At 68.8% G+C, this 15,981-nt stretch carries 8 protein-coding genes, 1 tRNA gene and 1 other RNA gene; 6 read left to right on the top strand and 4 right to left on the bottom strand.

Annotated elements, in window-relative coordinates; translation table 11 throughout:
- Positions 1 to 37: 37 nt before the first annotated feature.
- The 3 genes from OG310_RS16725 to OG310_RS16715 are packed head-to-tail and all read right to left on the bottom strand — an operon-like array spanning position 38 to position 6,194.
- Positions 38 to 1,591: a class I SAM-dependent DNA methyltransferase gene (locus tag OG310_RS16725; RefSeq protein WP_329456679.1), complete on the bottom strand. Its 1,554-nt coding sequence runs from the start codon at positions 1,589 to 1,591 to the stop codon at positions 38 to 40.
- Positions 1,588 to 3,207 (bottom strand): hypothetical protein, encoded by a 1,620-nt coding sequence (locus OG310_RS16720; RefSeq protein WP_329456678.1) that lies wholly within the window; start codon positions 3,205 to 3,207, stop codon positions 1,588 to 1,590. Before OG310_RS16720 ends, OG310_RS16725 begins: the two co-directional genes overlap by 4 nt.
- A complete protein-coding gene (locus OG310_RS16715) occupies positions 3,204 to 6,194 on the bottom strand; it encodes a DEAD/DEAH box helicase family protein (RefSeq protein WP_329456677.1) in 2,991 nt (996 codons plus the stop codon). Before OG310_RS16715 ends, OG310_RS16720 begins: the two co-directional genes overlap by 4 nt.
- Positions 6,195 to 6,448: 254 nt before the next feature.
- On the opposite strand from OG310_RS16715, the gene OG310_RS16710 reads away from it, so the two are divergent.
- Both OG310_RS16710 and OG310_RS16705 read left to right on the top strand, forming a co-directional pair.
- On the top strand, positions 6,449 to 7,807 hold the full coding sequence (locus OG310_RS16710; RefSeq protein ID WP_329456676.1) for an AAA family ATPase: 1,359 nt from the start codon (positions 6,449 to 6,451) through the stop codon (positions 7,805 to 7,807).
- Positions 7,804 to 8,559 (top strand): HNH endonuclease, encoded by a 756-nt coding sequence (locus OG310_RS16705; RefSeq protein WP_329456675.1) that lies wholly within the window; start codon positions 7,804 to 7,806, stop codon positions 8,557 to 8,559. Before OG310_RS16710 ends, OG310_RS16705 begins: the two co-directional genes overlap by 4 nt.
- 130 nt (positions 8,560 to 8,689) lie before the next feature.
- On the opposite strand, the gene OG310_RS16700 is transcribed toward OG310_RS16705, so the two are convergent.
- A tRNA-Ser gene (locus tag OG310_RS16700) sits at positions 8,690 to 8,774 on the bottom strand.
- Between the two features lie 73 nt (positions 8,775 to 8,847).
- On the opposite strand from OG310_RS16700, the gene ffs reads away from it, so the two are divergent.
- The 4 genes from ffs to OG310_RS16680 all read left to right on the top strand — a co-directional run bounded on the left by ffs (position 8,848) and on the right by OG310_RS16680 (position 15,699).
- Positions 8,848 to 8,946, top strand: an RNA gene (ffs, locus tag OG310_RS16695) — signal recognition particle sRNA small type.
- A 22-nt stretch (positions 8,947 to 8,968) separates the two neighbouring features.
- The gene (locus OG310_RS16690) at positions 8,969 to 11,260 is read left to right on the top strand and encodes a DNA polymerase III subunit gamma and tau (protein WP_329456674.1); all 2,292 of its coding nucleotides are present in this window, start codon (positions 8,969 to 8,971) and stop codon (positions 11,258 to 11,260) included.
- Between the two features lie 386 nt (positions 11,261 to 11,646).
- Complete coding sequence (purD, locus tag OG310_RS16685) at positions 11,647 to 12,897, top strand: phosphoribosylamine--glycine ligase (RefSeq protein WP_329456673.1); 1,251 nt, start codon at positions 11,647 to 11,649, stop codon at positions 12,895 to 12,897.
- A 468-nt stretch (positions 12,898 to 13,365) separates the two neighbouring features.
- The gene (locus OG310_RS16680) at positions 13,366 to 15,699 is read left to right on the top strand and encodes a hypothetical protein (RefSeq protein WP_329456672.1); all 2,334 of its coding nucleotides are present in this window, start codon (positions 13,366 to 13,368) and stop codon (positions 15,697 to 15,699) included.
- Positions 15,700 to 15,981 lie beyond the last annotated feature (282 nt).

Raw genomic sequence — 15,981 nt, 5'->3', positions numbered from 1 at the left:
GTCCTAACCGGCTATGCACATAACTCCCTTGCCGCAGCTACGTCGCCGCCGGCGGCAACTGAATGTCCAAATCGGCTGCAAGGTGTTCCAGTTCCAGCAGCGCCCCGTGCAGGTCTGCAGAGAGAGCGAGCGTTAGTTCGGTCAGAGACTTGGCCTCGGCCGCCTCCGGTTCGATCAGGCCGATATCGAGATTGACGTCCTTAGTAGCAACGAGTTCGGCACCGTCGAAGACTTGGAGGCGGCCTTCGGGAACCCGGCGGTCGATGGCGCCATCCTGGTCGCCGATGCCTACGCCGAACGCACGCTTTTCGAAGTCCTCGAGGTGCCCGGGGAGCAGTGGGTTCTGCTTCAGGGTGAAGCGATTGCCGGTTCGCAGGTCGTACACCCAGAGCTGCTGCGTGTGCGGCGGTTCGTCCTCGCTGCGGCGGGGTGGGGCAGCGTCGAAGAAGAGGACGTTGGCCTTGACGCCGCCAGCGTAGAAGATGCCGGCGGGCAGGCGCAGCATGGTGTGGAGGTTGTAGCGCTTGAGCAGTTCGCGGCGGATGCTCGTGCCCCGACCACCTTCGAAGAGCACGTTGTCGGGGAGGATTACGGCGGCACGGCCGTTGTCGGTGAGTAGGTTCGCGATGTGCTGGACGAAGTTGAACTGTTTGTTGGTGGTGGTCTCCCAGAAGTCCTTTCGGTGGTAGGACATGTCCTCGCGGCTGACCGAGCCATCGACGTTGGTGATCACGATCGAGGACTTCTTGCCGAAGGGCGGATTGGCGAGAACCATCGAGGCTCGCTTGGCGGGAGGTCTGGCAAGGGCGTCTTCCACATGGATGAGGGGCTCGCCCTCGGGCTTGCCGATCTTGTGGAGGAGCAGGTTCATGGCGGCGAGGCGGGCAGTTGCTGGGACAAGTTCGGTGCCCCAGATTGCGCCCTTGTCGAAACGGGCGGACTCCTCCGTGGACATGTCTTCGCCGTACTCCTGCACGATGTAACCGTGCGCGGCGAGCAGGAAGCCGCCGGTGCCGCAGGCCGGGTCCGTGATGGTGTCGTCCGGGGTGGGCCGCATGCACCGCACGATGGACTCGATGAGCACGCGCGGCGTGAAGTACTGCCCAGCGCCGGCCTTGGTGTCCTCGGCGCTCCGGGCGATCAGCGCCTCGTAGGCGTCGCCCTTGATGTCCTTACTGGAGCTGAGCCACTTCTCCTTGTTGATCAGGTCGACGATGAGGCGGCGGAGGTTGGCGGGGTTCTGGAGCCGGTTGCGGGCGCGGTAGAAGATGAGGCCGAGGGTGGTGTTCTCGCCCTCACCCTGCTTGCCCAGGTCGGTGAGCAGCTGGGTGTACTCCTCTTCCAGGCTGCTGCCGGTGCGGTCAAGCAGGTCCGTCCAGCCTCGGTTACGCCAGTCCTCGGTGTCCGGCAGGACTCGGCGGCGCTTGTCCTGGGGAAGGTCCCTATCGGCTTCTTCCATCTCGGCGGCCATCTTGAGGAACACCAGGAAGCTGAGCTGCTCCAGGTACTCGAGACTCGAGACGCCGTCATCGCGCAGAACGTTGCAGTAGTTCCAGAGCCGCTCGACGAGACGGCGGGCTTCCAGCTTCACGCGTTGAACTCCAGGGGGAGGGAGGTCTGTTCGCCCTCAGGGAGGGGGGTGTCTGTGGTGGGGGCAGGGGGCGGCGAGGCGTCTGCCGGGACAGGAACCTTGGACTTGGCCTGGCTCTTCCGCTTGGCCTGGGCGGCAGCCCGCCGTGCTGCTTTCCGCTCTGCCTCGGCGGCCTCGCGCTCGGCGCGGATGCGCTTGAGGAGATCCTCGGCGGGCTCGTCGTCGGGGTCCTGGGGGACGAGGCGGCCAGCGAAGGCTTCGGCGAGGAGAGCATGGCGGAGGGCGGTGGTGTGGGCGAGGCCCGTTTCGCAGGCGTTCACGAGACGATCGACGCGCGCGAGGACTCGCTCCCCGAGCTCGACGAAATCCGTCTGCGCCTGCTCGTCAGTTGGCGGTACTGGAACCGGGAGTAGCTTGACCTTGGAGATGCTGATGGAGGCGAGGTTCACGCTCTGCTTGCCGTTTGCCTCGAACCAGGAACGTGCCGCCGAATTGACGTACCAGCCAAGGAGTTTAGGGCGCGTCGACTGTTCCAAGATCCGGGCGCGGAACAGATGGTTCTGGTGGATGCAGTTCTCGATCCGATCTTCCCAGATCCATCCGCGTCCGAGCTTGTCCCGGTCGCCGCCCTCAGTCATCAATAGGTCGCCGTCACGGAGTCGGAGCTTGTCGAGCGTCTTCGGCGCGACGCGGATCGTGGCTACCTGCGACAGTTCCAGCCGGGCACGCTGTGCGTTGGCCACACGCAGATACGGAACTTCGGACAGGACGGGGTCGTCCTGGTTTTTGGAGTCCTTCGTAACGCCGCCGACGACGTCGGCGATGTCCTGGAGCCGGGCCCAGCGCCAGCCTGCGGCGAGCGGGGGCAGAGTGCCGTCTTTGACTGCTGGGGAGCCGGCGATGGGCATCTGCTGTGGGGCGGCATCCCACGCCAGAACACCTGTCGCTGCGGCGAGCATGACAAAGTCGCGGAGCTTCTCCAAGCGCCGCTGAGTAACTAGGAGACGCGACTCGATCCTTTCCAGCCGTGCGAGGCGCTCGTTCAGGGCGTCGGCGATGCGGTGCTGTTCGGCGGCAGGTGGGACAGGGATGGGGAGTGATCGGATTCCGTTCAGCCCTAGGCGGGCGCGTCCAATGCCTTTCAAACTGGCAGCCGCGTGCCGCTTGGTTGCTGGGGAAATCAGGGACCGAAGCAGCCATCCAGTAGAGATGTCCGCATGCGCTCGGAAGCGAATGCAGTCGGCTTTGACGATCGCCGGACCCGCATCCTGCGGAACGATGCAGGCTCGCGGCAGGTCATCTCCCAGGGATGCGATCACAAGGTCGCCAGCCAGTGCTTCATGCGAGGTCAGTCGCTCAAAGTGATCCATCGAGATGTAGGCTCGCGCGTCACGGAACTCACCGTCCCCGATGTTCTGCAAGCGCAGCACCCGCGCACCCGATTCGGTGTAGTGCCGTGATGCTAGATTCGACCCAAAAGGGCCATCCGTGACGGGGCGTTCATCTGTGGATCGAAGGTCGTTTAGGTCGGCCCAGGCCCAGCCGATCGGCAGCAGCCCCACTCCCTCCGAGCTGCCCGGCGATCCCAAAGCCCCTTCACCGCTATCCACGCTCACGCACCCAGTTCCCGATCCAGTTCATCAATCAGCTCGTCCGGTGTCCGGGGGCCTCCCTCGAACACCTCCCTGAACTTGCTCCAGCCGCCCTCAGCCCGGCACACCGCATGCTGGTCCAGCGCGTCCAACGACACGGTTGCCGAGGTGGCAACCACGCCCACGATGCGCCGCAGCCACTCCTGCTGGTCCTCCGTGAACGTCGCTCCCGCCGTCTCCTGCCGCGCGAGCCACTCCTGGAAGCGGAGCTCCACGGTATCCCGGTATGGCCGGAACTCATCCCCGTCGAGTCCCAGCTCGAAGCGCAGTACCGACAGCAGCTCGGGCAGCCCCGCACCTCTTCGCCGCCCGTTACGCGCAATGCCGAAGTCGACGTACGCCTTCCAGAGCCGCTGGCGAGTCCAGCGCTGCTGCGGCGGACTGACCAGACCGAGAACCTCGTCGATCCGCTCCCGTACCTCGCTCAGTGGCCAGCGTTCCTCGAAGGCGATGCGTAGGTCGGTGAACCGTTCCCGCTGGTCCTCCATGTACTTGCGCCAGTCCGTTACCGTCCGCTCGGCGCGCATGACATCTGTCACGCCCTCGGCGATCACACCGCCGTCCCGGCTGAGGTGGTCGATCTTGATCCAGCGACGCTCTCTCGCTGCCTCCAGCAGCGCCTCGCGCAGCGCATCCCGTTCCATGAAGGGACGCATCGCCTCGATCAGCATGGCGTCGATCGCGTCCTCAGCCGATTCCGGGTCCGATTCGGCGTTCCCCAGGTCGTCGGCTTGCGGAAGGCCCGACACTGCGTCCCCCACAGCGGCCCTCACTCGCTCCCCTGTCAGCCTGTCGGGGTCGGTCGCCAGGACGAGGCCCGTCACCAGCTCGGTCAGCTTCCTGCCACCCGCACTGCCTTCGATCCGGGCGAGCTGCTCGTCGTCCAGGCGCCGGCCGAGACGGCTGAGACGGCCGGCCAGCGTGGCGACGTCGTCAGCCGACAGCGGACGTCCGTCCTCGCACTCCTTGAGAAGCCTTTCAAGGCTGGGGGTCTCTGCCATCCCGTCTCGTACGAGCGGTCTCGCGTCGACCATGGCGTGCTCGGTCACTCCGACCGTGTCGACGATGACGAAGCGGTCCTTGCACAGAGCGTCCTCGGTGACCTGTTTCAGTACCTCAGGCTTGATGATCCGAGCACCGCGGCCTTTCATCTGCTCGAAGTACGACCAGGTTCGGATGTCCCGCATGAAGACGAGGCACTCCAGAGCAGGGATGTCGGTACCAGTGGCGATCATGTCGACGGTGACGGCGATCCGGATCTCGGGCTTGTTGCGGAAGTCTCGGATGGCCTTGTTAGGGCGGGACGCCGCACTGGTGATCTTCTTGCAGAAGCCATCTCCGACGCCGTCCCACGCGCGAAGCACCTCGTCCACGATCGCGTCTGCGTGTCTGTCGCTTGCCGCGAAGATCAGCGTCTTGGGCACGACTTTCCGCTCGTGGACAACCTCGCCGGTGCCGAGGTCCACCTGCGGCGGGAAGATCTCCGTAAAGAGGTTGTCCTTGAAGGTCTTGATGATCGTGCGGATCTGGCCGGTGGACTCCACGCGCGTGTTGAGGTCGGACGGTGCGTACGCTTCGTCCTCCTCCTGTTGGCGCCAGTGCTGTGTTCGCGTCACGCGATCTACGTGGGCGAGAACCGTGTTCAGCTGCTCGATCGCGCCATCGGGGGCGACTGTTGACGTCGTGGCCCGGATCAGCGAGCCCTCACGGCTGATCCGTGTCGAGATCTTGTAGACGTCGTAGTCGACGTTGACCTCGTCGGCGACGGCTTCCTCGAACGAGTACGTGCTGACGAGGTTCTCGTTGAAGAAGGCGAATGTCGGCCCGATCGGGGTCGCGGTCAAGCCCACGATGTGCGCGTCGAAGTACTCAAGGACGGGCCGCCAGGTCCCGTAGATCGAGCGGTGACACTCGTCGATGACAATGAAGTCGAAGTAATCGGGCGGGAGCTCGGCCGAGTAAAGGACTTCGGGACGCCCAGCCGTGAGCCCTGCCGTGCCATCAGCCTCAAATCCCTCCTCGCCCTCACTGCCCGGTTCCGGCAGGGGTTGACCGGACAGCTTGCACCACAGTCTCTGGATTGTGGTGATCACAATCTTGTCGGAGTCGGCCAGGCCCGACTTCCCGCCCGAGAGGTGTTTGAGAGGGAACTCTTCGTGCAGAGCCTTCTTCGAACCCGCCGGGACGAAGTCGCGGTACTCGTCGCGTGCCTGGTCACCCAGGTTGTTGCGATCTACGAGGAAGAGGACCCGGTGGGCGTTCGCGTGCTCAAGGAGCCGGTGGCTCGCCTGTACGACGGTGTACGTCTTGCCGGAACCGGTCGCCATCTGGATCAAGGCCCTTGGCTGATCCGCCGCGAGGGAATTCTCCAGACCCTCGATCGAGCGGCGCTGAGCCTCGTACAACTGCCGCTGTGGATCCAGGAGGACGGTAGGCAGGCGGCGCAGTCGGGCTCGCAGGGTTGGCGCTTCGGGATTGCGCGCGGCATCGCGTTTCCAGCGGGCGACAGCGGCCGGGCGGGCCGGGGCGAAAACGTAGCGACTGCGCGCTCCGCCCTCTGGGGCGTCGGGAGCAGGCGTGCCGTCAAGGCGTTCGGCGTCGAGGGCGTTGCGGAAGCGCCAGACGTGGCCGTTGGTTCCGTAGCGGAAGGGCAGGGAGCGTCCCTGCCAGGCGCGCTTGGGGTGCTTTTCGGCGAGCGGGGCGGCGAGTCGGTCGGCTTCGGCGATCAGGTCGCGAGGATCGGCCGTGTCCGCTCCAGCCACGACGAGGCCGCTCAGGTCCTGGTCGACGTAGAGGAGGTAGACATGGAGGCCGGGGTCGTGCGGGTGAATGATTCGGACAGCCTTCGCATCCGGCCTAAGGTCACGCTCATGTGGGGCGCACACGCGCCATCCGGCCTCACACAGAGCTCTATCGGCCCTGTCGTCCGCCTGCGTGCCGGCAACGTTCACGACCCCTCCCCGTACTTCATCGTTTCGTGCTTCGGACGCGTTCCGATTTGGCTCGCCAGCCTCACTCATTACATCAACTGACGTACGTGCGTACGGTACGTGCGCGGCATCGCGGACGCTGACCGTCCGGATCCGGCCACTGGCCGCGACGAGTCGCTGTCAGTGCGCGTCCGTACAGTGGGCGATAGATTGCGACGGGCCAGCGAGCCCGGCTCGAATGGGAGGCCAGGGGAAACACCAGGAAGGACGCTGCGGTGTATGTAACGAGGCTCCGGCTCGACGGCGTGCGCGGGTTCCGCGGCGCTCGGGCCTGCGACCTCGACTTCACGCGTCCGGACGGAAGCTTCGCCGGGTGGACGGTGCTGGCCGGCCGCAACGGTTCCGGGAAGACCACCCTGCTCAGGGCCGTCGCATTGGCTCTGGCCGGTCCTGAACGGGCGAGTCGGCTGGATGGCGAGGTGGAGGACTACCTCTCTTACGGGCAGACCCGGGCGAGTGTGGAGCTTTCCCTCAGAGCGGACACGAGTGCTGACCTCGGGGCTCCTGCCCGCTCTGATCCGCGCACCGTCGGGCTGGTGTGGGGACCGGGCCGAGAGCCGCTCAGCGCGGAGGACACACCTCCGACCCGTGTACGGTTCCGGCCCGACCCGGGTGCCAAGACGGCCAACCTCTTGTGGTCGTCCTCACCGCCGCAGGGCTGGTTCCATGCCGCTTATGGCCCCTTCCGGCGTCTTAGCGGCACCGGCCTGTTTGAGCGGGACCGACAGAACCCAGATCGTGCCGAGGCTCTGCGTACCCTCTTCGAAGAACAGTCGGCACTCACGGAATCGGTGGTCTGGCTCGTCTCCGTGCACACGCGCCGCTTGGAAGGCGAACCCGGGGCGGCACAGCTGCTCGAGTCGGTACTCGCGCTTCTGAACGACGATCTTCTGCCGGGCCGCTTCCGCGTCGAGAAGGTCAGCTCGCGAGGACTGTGGCTGCGGCATGCTGACGGCGAGGGCCCACTCGTCGCGCAGTGGCGGATGAGTGACGGCCTGCGCACTGTCACGGCACTGGTCCTGGATCTTGTGCGGCAGATGCATGCCGCCTACGGGGCACTGGAGCTGCGCCGCGACAACGATGGCAGACCGTATCTGCCATACCCGGGGGTTGTCCTCATCGACGAGGTGGACGCCCATCTCCACGTCTCCTGGCAGCAGCGCATCGGTGAGTGGTTCAAGGCCCACTTCCCTGCGGTGCAGTTCATCGTCACCACGCACAGCCCCTACATCTGTCAGGCTGCGGATCCCGGTGGTCTCATCAGATTGCCCAGCCCGGACGAGCAGGGTCCACCGGAGGTCGTGGACGAGAAGGAGTACCGGACGATCGTCTATGGCACCGGCGACGACGCGGTCCTTTCGGACTTCTTCGGCCTTCAGTCCCCGTTCTCCCGTCGCGCCGAGGAACTGCGGGAGGAACTGGCGGACCTGGAGTACGAGGTCGCAGCTGGGGATGCCGATCCGGAGACAGTGCAACGGTTCCGCGCCCTGCGCCAGACCTTGGCCAGCACTCAGGCGACTTATGTGGAGGATTCCAGCCCGCGGTCCAGGAGGCGGGAGACCGACGACTCGTGATCAGGATCGTACGGCCGCGGCTTCCCACCGAACTGGAAGCGTCTTTGCTGGTCCTGACCCAGGAGATGGCCAGGACCCCGGTCACTGAGCGGGGCGAGCAAGCCGAGCGGATGTGGGAGCGCAAGACCGTTCGGCGGGACGTCTACCGGCCGGTCCGCGAAGCCCTGGAGGACATGGCTCCTGGCGTGGACTGCTGCATGTACTGCGGCAATCACCTGGCGGACACGGTGGACCACTTCGTGCCCAAGTCCCAATGTGGCCTTCGGACCTTCTACTGGCCGAATCTCCTGCTGGCCTGCTCCACGTGTAACACGCGCTTCAAGGGCAACAAGTACCGGAGTGACGGTCTTGTCGGCTCGCTGCTTGTGGACCCGACACGCGAGGACCCTTTCGATCACCTGGACCTCGGACTGGCCAGTGGTGTCTACCGCCCGGTCGAGGATTCCCCGAAAGGCGAGTGGACCATCAAGGTGTGCGGCCTGAACGAAGGAAAGCGGCCACGGGTCCGGGCCGAAGCCTGGCTGAACCTGGCAGACGATCTGGAGGGCTGGGCCCGGGCTCGAGCCGACGGAGACCGCAAGAACATGCGCCGCAAGGTCTACCGTATGCGGACCCAGCCGTTTGCCGACGTCTGTTACGCCGCGCTACACAAGGCTGTGTCCGGGGACGCCCCCCGGATCTTCGCTGCGGAGGAGCCCGGGGTCCTCGAACTGCTCCGGGACGGGGAGCTGCGGGCTGCCTTCCAGGTGTGAGTGGCTGGTCCCGAGCCTTGCCGCGATGCCCTCGCTGCCACAACTTAGACCAAAACTGAGACCAACAACGCCGTGGGGCCCCCTCGCGAACGAGGGGGCCCCACGACGCTATGCCCGGTGAGAGCATGAGCGGAGGATACGAGATTCGAACTCGTGAGGGGTTGCCCCCAACACGCTTTCCAAGCGTGCGCCCTAGGCCACTAGGCGAATCCTCCGCGACGAACCATACAAGACCGGAGGGAGTGCTCGCGAACTCGTTAGGGCGGCATCCGATCAGGTACTGTGTGGGTCAGCCCCTCACGTGGCGCTATCTGACTGAACTCCCCCAGGGCCGGAAGGCAGCAAGGGTAAGTCGGCTCTGGCGGGTGCGTGAGGGGCGTTGTCATAGGGGGCGGATATCGTCGTAGGTGTGTCCTCGCTTGCGCTGTACCGCCGCTATCGCCCCGAGACCTTCGCCGAGGTCATCGGGCAGGAGCACGTCACCGACCCCCTACAGCAGGCCCTCCGGAACAACCGCGTCAACCACGCGTACCTCTTCAGCGGTCCGCGGGGATGCGGCAAGACCACCAGCGCGCGGATCCTCGCGCGCTGTCTGAACTGTGAGCAGGGCCCGACGCCGACCCCGTGCGGCGAGTGCCAGTCCTGCCGCGACCTCGCCCGCAACGGGCCGGGCTCCATCGACGTCATCGAGATCGACGCGGCTTCCCACGGTGGCGTGGACGATGCGCGTGACCTGCGGGAAAAGGCGTTCTTCGGGCCCGTCGGCAGCCGCTACAAGATCTACATCATCGACGAGGCGCACATGGTCACGTCGGCGGGGTTCAACGCCCTGCTGAAGGTCGTCGAGGAGCCGCCGGAGCATCTGAAGTTCATCTTCGCGACCACGGAGCCCGAGAAGGTCATCGGCACGATCCGCTCCCGTACCCACCACTACCCCTTCCGGCTCGTGCCGCCCGGCACGTTGCGGGACTACCTGGGCGAGGTGTGCGGTGAGGAGGGGATCCCGGTCGCCGAGGGTGTGCTGCCGCTCGTGGTGCGGGCGGGCGCCGGGTCGGTCCGTGACTCCATGTCCGTGATGGACCAGCTCCTCGCCGGCGCCGCCGAGGACGGTGTGACGTACGCCATGGCGACCGGGCTGCTCGGCTATACGGACGCTTCGCTGCTCGACTCGGTGGTGGACGCGTTCGCCGCGGGCGACGGCGCCGCGGCCTTCGAGGTCGTGGACCGGGTGATCGAGGGTGGCAACGACCCGCGCCGGTTCGTCGCCGACCTCCTGGAGCGCCTGCGCGACCTGGTGATCCTGGCCGCGGTTCCCGACGCCGTGGAAAAGGGACTCATCGATGCGCCCGTGGACCTGGTCGAGCGGATGCAGGCGCAGGCGTCCGTCTTCGGCGCCGCCGAACTGTCCCGGGCCGCCGATCTCGTCAATACGGGATTGACGGAGATGCGGGGAGCGACGTCGCCGCGTCTTCAGCTGGAGTTGATCTGCGCGCGTGTGCTGCTGCCCGCCGCCTTCGACGACGAACGCTCGGTGCGTACGCGGCTGGAGCGGCTGGAGCGGGGTATGGCCGCCGGTGTGACGGCGGCCGCCGTGGAGTACACGGCGCCCCCTCGCGCCGTCGCACCCGGGATGTCGGCACCGCCCGCTGTGGAGTACGTACCGCCCACGCCGGAGCAGCACGTGCCGCGGGCGGCCGCGCCCCCGGCCGCTCCGCCGCAGTCGCAGTCGCAGCCTCAGCCGCAGTCCCCGGCAGCCGCGGGGGACGGTGACGCGCGTCGTCCCGGTGGCTGGCCCACGGCGGGTGGCGGCGGACGAGCGAGTACCGGTGGCGGAGGGGGCGGCACTCAGGGTGCAGCCGCGCAGGCGCCGCAGCCGTCCTCCCCTGCGCCCGCCTCCGCCGCCCCGGGACCCGGCGGGGGAGCCCAGGCCGGCGGCGCGGGCCAGGTGCGCACCATGTGGCCGGACATCCTGGAGGCCGTCAAGAACCGCCGGCGCTTCACCTGGATCCTCCTCAGCCAGAACGCGCAGGTGCTGGGCTTCGACGGCACCACGCTCCAGATCGGCTTCATCAACGCCGGCGCGCGGGACAACTTCACGAGCAGCGGCAGCGAGGAAGTGCTGAAACAGGCGCTCTCCGAGCAGTTCAGCGTGCAGTGGAAGATCGAGGCCGTCGTCGACCCCTCGGGCGGGACCAACCCGCCGTCCTCCGGGGGCGGCGGCGGTGGCTTCAGCGGTGGAGGAGCGGGCTCCGGAGGGTACGGCGGCCCGCCCGCGTACGGTTCCGGAGGCCGTCCGGCGGGGGCCGGTACGGGGCAGGGCGGCGGGGCTACGCCGGACGCTGCCCCTGGCGCCGCTGGCGGTGCGGGGCAGGGGCCCTCGGGGGCGTACGGCAGCTCCCCGGGGACCTCGTCGCCGGGGCATGCCGGCTCCGTGTCCGCAGCGCGTACGGAGAATGCGGCGGGCGGCGGCTCCGGGGCGTCGGGCGGCCAGGCCGTGCCACGGCCGCAGCAGGCCCAACACTCACCCGGCGCGGACTCCGCCCCCGCCTCGCACGCCCCGCCGGCCCGGCCTCCGGTCGCGATCGAGGACGACATCCCGGAGGAGGACGACGCGGACCTGGTCGACTCCACGCTCTCCGGTCACGACCTCATCGTCAGGGAACTGCGCGCGACGGTGGTGGAGGAGCACAACAACGAGTAGCCGGTGGCCGGCCTCGCCCGGCCGCGTCGTTCCCAGCGAGCCGGGTTTCGCCGATCGAGTTCGGGCTGATCCTGTCCCGAGGCGACCTGTTCCCAGGGGAGCTGTCCCCGGGCGACCTGTTCCCAGCCGACCTGTTCCGGGTTCCCGGCCCGTGCCGCCCGGCTGATTCCGGCCGATCCCGCCCGGGTGGTTCTGATCCGGACGACCCTGATCCGACCGATCACGCTCCTGTGGACCACTGCGCCGGCCGATGCCGCTCCGGCCGATCCCGCTCACGTCGATCCGGTCCGGCCGGCCCGTCCCACGGAGTCCGGATTCCGCCGAACCGTACGAGGTCTCACGGACGGGGCGAAGTGCCCGTACGGCCGCCCGATAGGCTGGCTCACGTGAAGGTCCTTGTCATCGGCGGCGGCGCCCGCGAACACGCCTTGTGCCGCGCTCTCTCCCTCGACCCCGACGTGACCGCTCTCCACTGCGCGCCCGGCAACGCCGGCATCGCGGAGGTGGCCGAGCTGCACCAGGTCGATGCCCTCGACGGTGCCGCCGTGGCCCGTCTCGCGACCGGGCTGGAGGCCGGGCTCGTCGTGGTGGGTCCGGAGGCTCCGCTGGTGGCGGGCGTGGCCGACGCGGTGCGCGACGCGGGGATCGCCTGCTTCGGTCCGAGCCGGGAGGCCGCGGAACTGGAGGGGTCGAAGGCGTTCGCGAAGGACGTGATGGCCGCCGCCAACGTCCCGACCGCCCGCAGCTACGTCTGCACCACCCCGGAGGAGATCGACCACGCGCTCGACGCGTTCGGGGCCCCCTACGTGGTCAAGGACGACGGCCTCGCGGCCGGCAAGGGCGTCGTGGTGACCGACGATGTCACCGCCGCCCGGGAGCACGCTCTCGCCTGCGGACGGGTCGTCATCGAGGAGTTCCTCGACGGCCCGGAGGTCTCCCTCTTCGCGATCACCGACGGCACGACCGTCCTTCCGTTGCAGCCGGCGCAGGACTTCAAGCGCGCCCTCGACGGCGACGAAGGCCCCAACACCGGTGGGATGGGCGCATATTCGCCGCTCCCGTGGGCCGACCCGAAGCTTGTGGACGAGGTCATGGAGTCGGTGCTCCAGCCGACCGTGGACGAACTGCGGCGGCGGGGCACCCCGTTCGCTGGTCTGCTGTACGCGGGGCTCGCCATCACTTCGCGCGGTGTGCGGGTCATCGAGTTCAACGCCCGCTTCGGCGACCCCGAGACGCAGGTGGTGCTGGCCCGTCTGAAGACCCCGCTGGCGGGCGTGCTGCTGGCCGCGGCCGAGGGCGAGCTGGCCGGTCTGCCGCCGCTCAACTGGCGTGACGACGCGGCCGTCACGGTCGTCGTGGCCGCCCACAACTACCCCGGGGCGCCGCGTGCGGGCGACCCGATCGAGGGCCTTGCTGATGTCGCTGAGCAGGACGCCCCGCACGCGTACGTACTGCACGCCGGTACCCGGCTCGACGGCGACCGTGTGCTGAGCGCGGGAGGCCGTGTGCTGTCCGTGACCGCGTCCGGCAAGGACCTCACGCAGGCCAGGGAACGGGCGTACGCGGCCGTGGCCCGGATCCGCCTCGACGGCTCCCAGCACCGTACGGACATCGCCCGGCGGGCCGCCGAAGGCTGACCGGCGACACGTCCACGACCGGCGTGAGGCGCCCGGCCCCTCAGGGAGCCGGGCGCCTTTTGTCATGTGTCGGCCGCCTGTGTCGGACGGCTTTTGTCGTGAGCAGTGAGCAGTGAGCCCTGCCCGGCAACCAGAAGGTCGTGAGCAGCGAGCAGCGAGCAGTGAGCAGCGAGCAAATAGCGGATAGCAGCGCGCAATGGGCCGTGACTCGCTCGTTCGCCGGTGCCGTTTGTCGTATCGAGCCTTTGTCGTATCGCGAAACGGATCGGTCGCGATATGCCAGCACCTTTACCCAAAGCCATTCCATCGGGTGACGGCTGAGCCAACCGTGTGACGGTCGCCCACGGCCCAACTAGGGTGCGGCGCAGGCATTCCGGCACTTGGCCCACCGGCATTGCGATGTCAGTGACGGATGCCACAGTGGGGGAGTGAGCAACCGTCGCGGGGCAGAGGGGGTGAGGTCCGACCGTGTCCAGTTCCAGCACCACTGATTCAGGTGCCACCATCGGCGACGAGGTGGGCGCCCGGTTCGCCCGCGCCAGGGCTCTGGCCGTGCTGCGTGTCCGCGGCAGGGGGCTGGGCGTGGCCCTGCTGCCCGCGGCGGTGTCCGTGGTCCTGCTGGTCGCGGCGGGCACGGGGCGGCTGACGGGCACGGGCTGGGACATCGCCCGGTGGGCCGTCTCCGGCCTCGCGGTGGTCGTCCTGCTGCTGGCCGGCGCGGTGGCGGCCGTGGTCGCGCGGGCCGAGCCCGCCCTGAGTCCGACGGTCGCTGTCGCGGAGAAAACCGCTCCTGATCTGTACCGCCTGGTCAGGGACCTGGCGGAGCGGCTCGGTGTGCCACCGCCGTCCGCGATAGCCCTGACGCCCGACTGCGACAGCTGGCTGGAGGACCGTACGCACCGGGCCCACGCGACACACGCGACCGCCCCGGGGCGGTCGTTCGCGGGAAGCACGGGCGGGAATGCGGAGAGGGGGGACGGCCGGTCCGTGCGGACGGGTCGCCCGGCGCCTGTCGCGCCCGTCCTCGTCGTGGGGTCGCCCTTCCTCTGGTGGATGCGGATCGCCGAGCTGCGGGCCGTCCTCGCCCCTGTCGTGGCGGGTACGGGCTCCGCGGCTCATCCCGACATAGCCGCGGCCCGCCGGTTCGTACGGGGACTCGACGCGGCGGTTGCGGTCGCCGATCGGCCGCATCCCGGCCCGCTGCGTGCCGCGGTGCTCGTCCCGGTCGGCCGGATCGCCCGGCTCCTGCTCCGTGCCTGCGGGGAACACGCGGCCCTCATGGAACGCGGGGTCGCCGCTGCGGCGTCCGAGCGTGCACAGGCTGTGGATTACGGACTGCGGATCGTCGCGCAGGAACAGGTAGGCCTCGCTTACGCGGGCTGGGACCGGCTGCTTACGCGGGTCGCGCTGCCCGCCTGGCGCATGGGCCGCTGGCCCGCCCGGCTCGACGCGGGCGTCGTCTCGGCTCTCACCGAACTGTCCCGTCGCGACCGCCTCGCCGAAGGTTTCGCCTCGCGACTCGGCGAGCGGCCGGCCTGCGACCTCCTGGAGGAGCCCGGCACGATGGACGAGGCCGCCTCCCTGCTGGCCGCCCGGCTCTTCCACGGCGGACCGGCCGAGTGCGGACCGGACTGGTCGCCCATCGACTGGCAGGACTATCCGGATGAAGTGGTCGACCGTAAATGGCGTACGGAGGCGGCCCGGCTCCACCGTGTGCTGGACGAGATGGGCGGGCGCCACCCGGGCGGCGTGCAGGGTCCGATGGGCCCGACGCTGAGCCGGGTCCTCGACCACCTCTCCCGGCGCCCGCTCCGTGAGGGCCGCGACGACGGCGCCCTCGGCGGGACACCGGTCATGTCCCGTGTGACGGACCCGACCGGTTCGGCCGGTGCGGGCCCGGTTGCCGGAGCCTCGGAGCGGGTCGGCGGACAGCACCCGGGCGGGGAGCCGCGAGCCTCCCGTTCGCAGGAGACACCGGCGGCGGATCCGGAGGCGCTGCTCGGCGACCCCGGCGACGACACGCTCCCGGTGGTGCCCCGCGGCCTGGAAGCGCTGGACGCGGCTTTCGGCGAGCGGATGGACCCGGACACGGCTTCCCCGGACACGGAGTCCCCGCACATGGCGCTCCCGGATGCCACAGCCCCGAAGGCCACCACGGCGGGCACCGCGCCCGTGAACCCGGCGGTCCCCGGAACCACCAGTGGTGCCGTCCGGAGAACCCCGGTGGATGCCGGGACCACGGACGGCCGCGCTTGCGGAGACCCGGCGCAAAGCCCTTCGGTCGACGACGCTGCTGACCCCGCTGACTCCGCTGACCCAGCCGACCCGTCAGACCCAGCCGAACCGTCAGGCCCCGCCGGATCGCAGGACATCCGGACCAACTCCGCGGCGGACATCCGCACCGCCGGGCGGGACACCCCCGCCGATGCCCTCGCCGCCCGTATCAGCGCCGAACTCGCCCGCGAGGCCGCCGCGTCGCAGGGCGCGTCGACCGGGCCGGGCGGGCGTTCGGCGAGGGCCAGTGACCCGCTGCCCCTCGTTCCCCTCCAGCCGCCGAGGAGCGGCCGGGAACTGCTCGCCGACCACGTCACCGCGATGGTCTGCTGCTCCGCCGTGGACACGGCCGGTGCGCATCCCGGACTCGACTGGCTCGACGGCCCCACCCTGCTCGTACGGGGTGAGCGGCATGCCGACCTCAGCGGGCCTGTGCACAGCCTGGTCGAGGACGGTGACCCCGGGCCCCTGCGGAGCTGGCTCACCTCCCTCGGAGTCCGGCCGGAGAAACCCGTACGGCTCGTCTGACCAACGGCCGTTCGGGGGGCTTGGGGTGGCCTGCCAGGATCGCCGCCGTGCGGGGGAGCCACGCGATGGCAGTCTCGCCGGGGAGATCCGTACGAAGACACGCGAAGACACGCGAAGACACGCGAAGACGTACGAACACCGCGGATCCGTTCCGAACGCATCACGCGGTCGCAACGCATCACGCGGCTGCGAGGGACGGGCCCGCGGGGGTGAACACCGCGCGGCACGGTGACATCCGGCACCGCCGTGAGGTACCTCTGTCGCTCGCCGCGCTCCCGAACT

This window comes from Streptomyces sp. NBC_01497, from assembly GCF_036250695.1.
Lineage (GTDB): Bacteria > Actinomycetota > Actinomycetes > Streptomycetales > Streptomycetaceae > Streptomyces.
The sequence above is the reverse complement of the archived record's forward strand: the minus strand, read 5'-3'. Positions and strand labels throughout refer to the sequence as shown.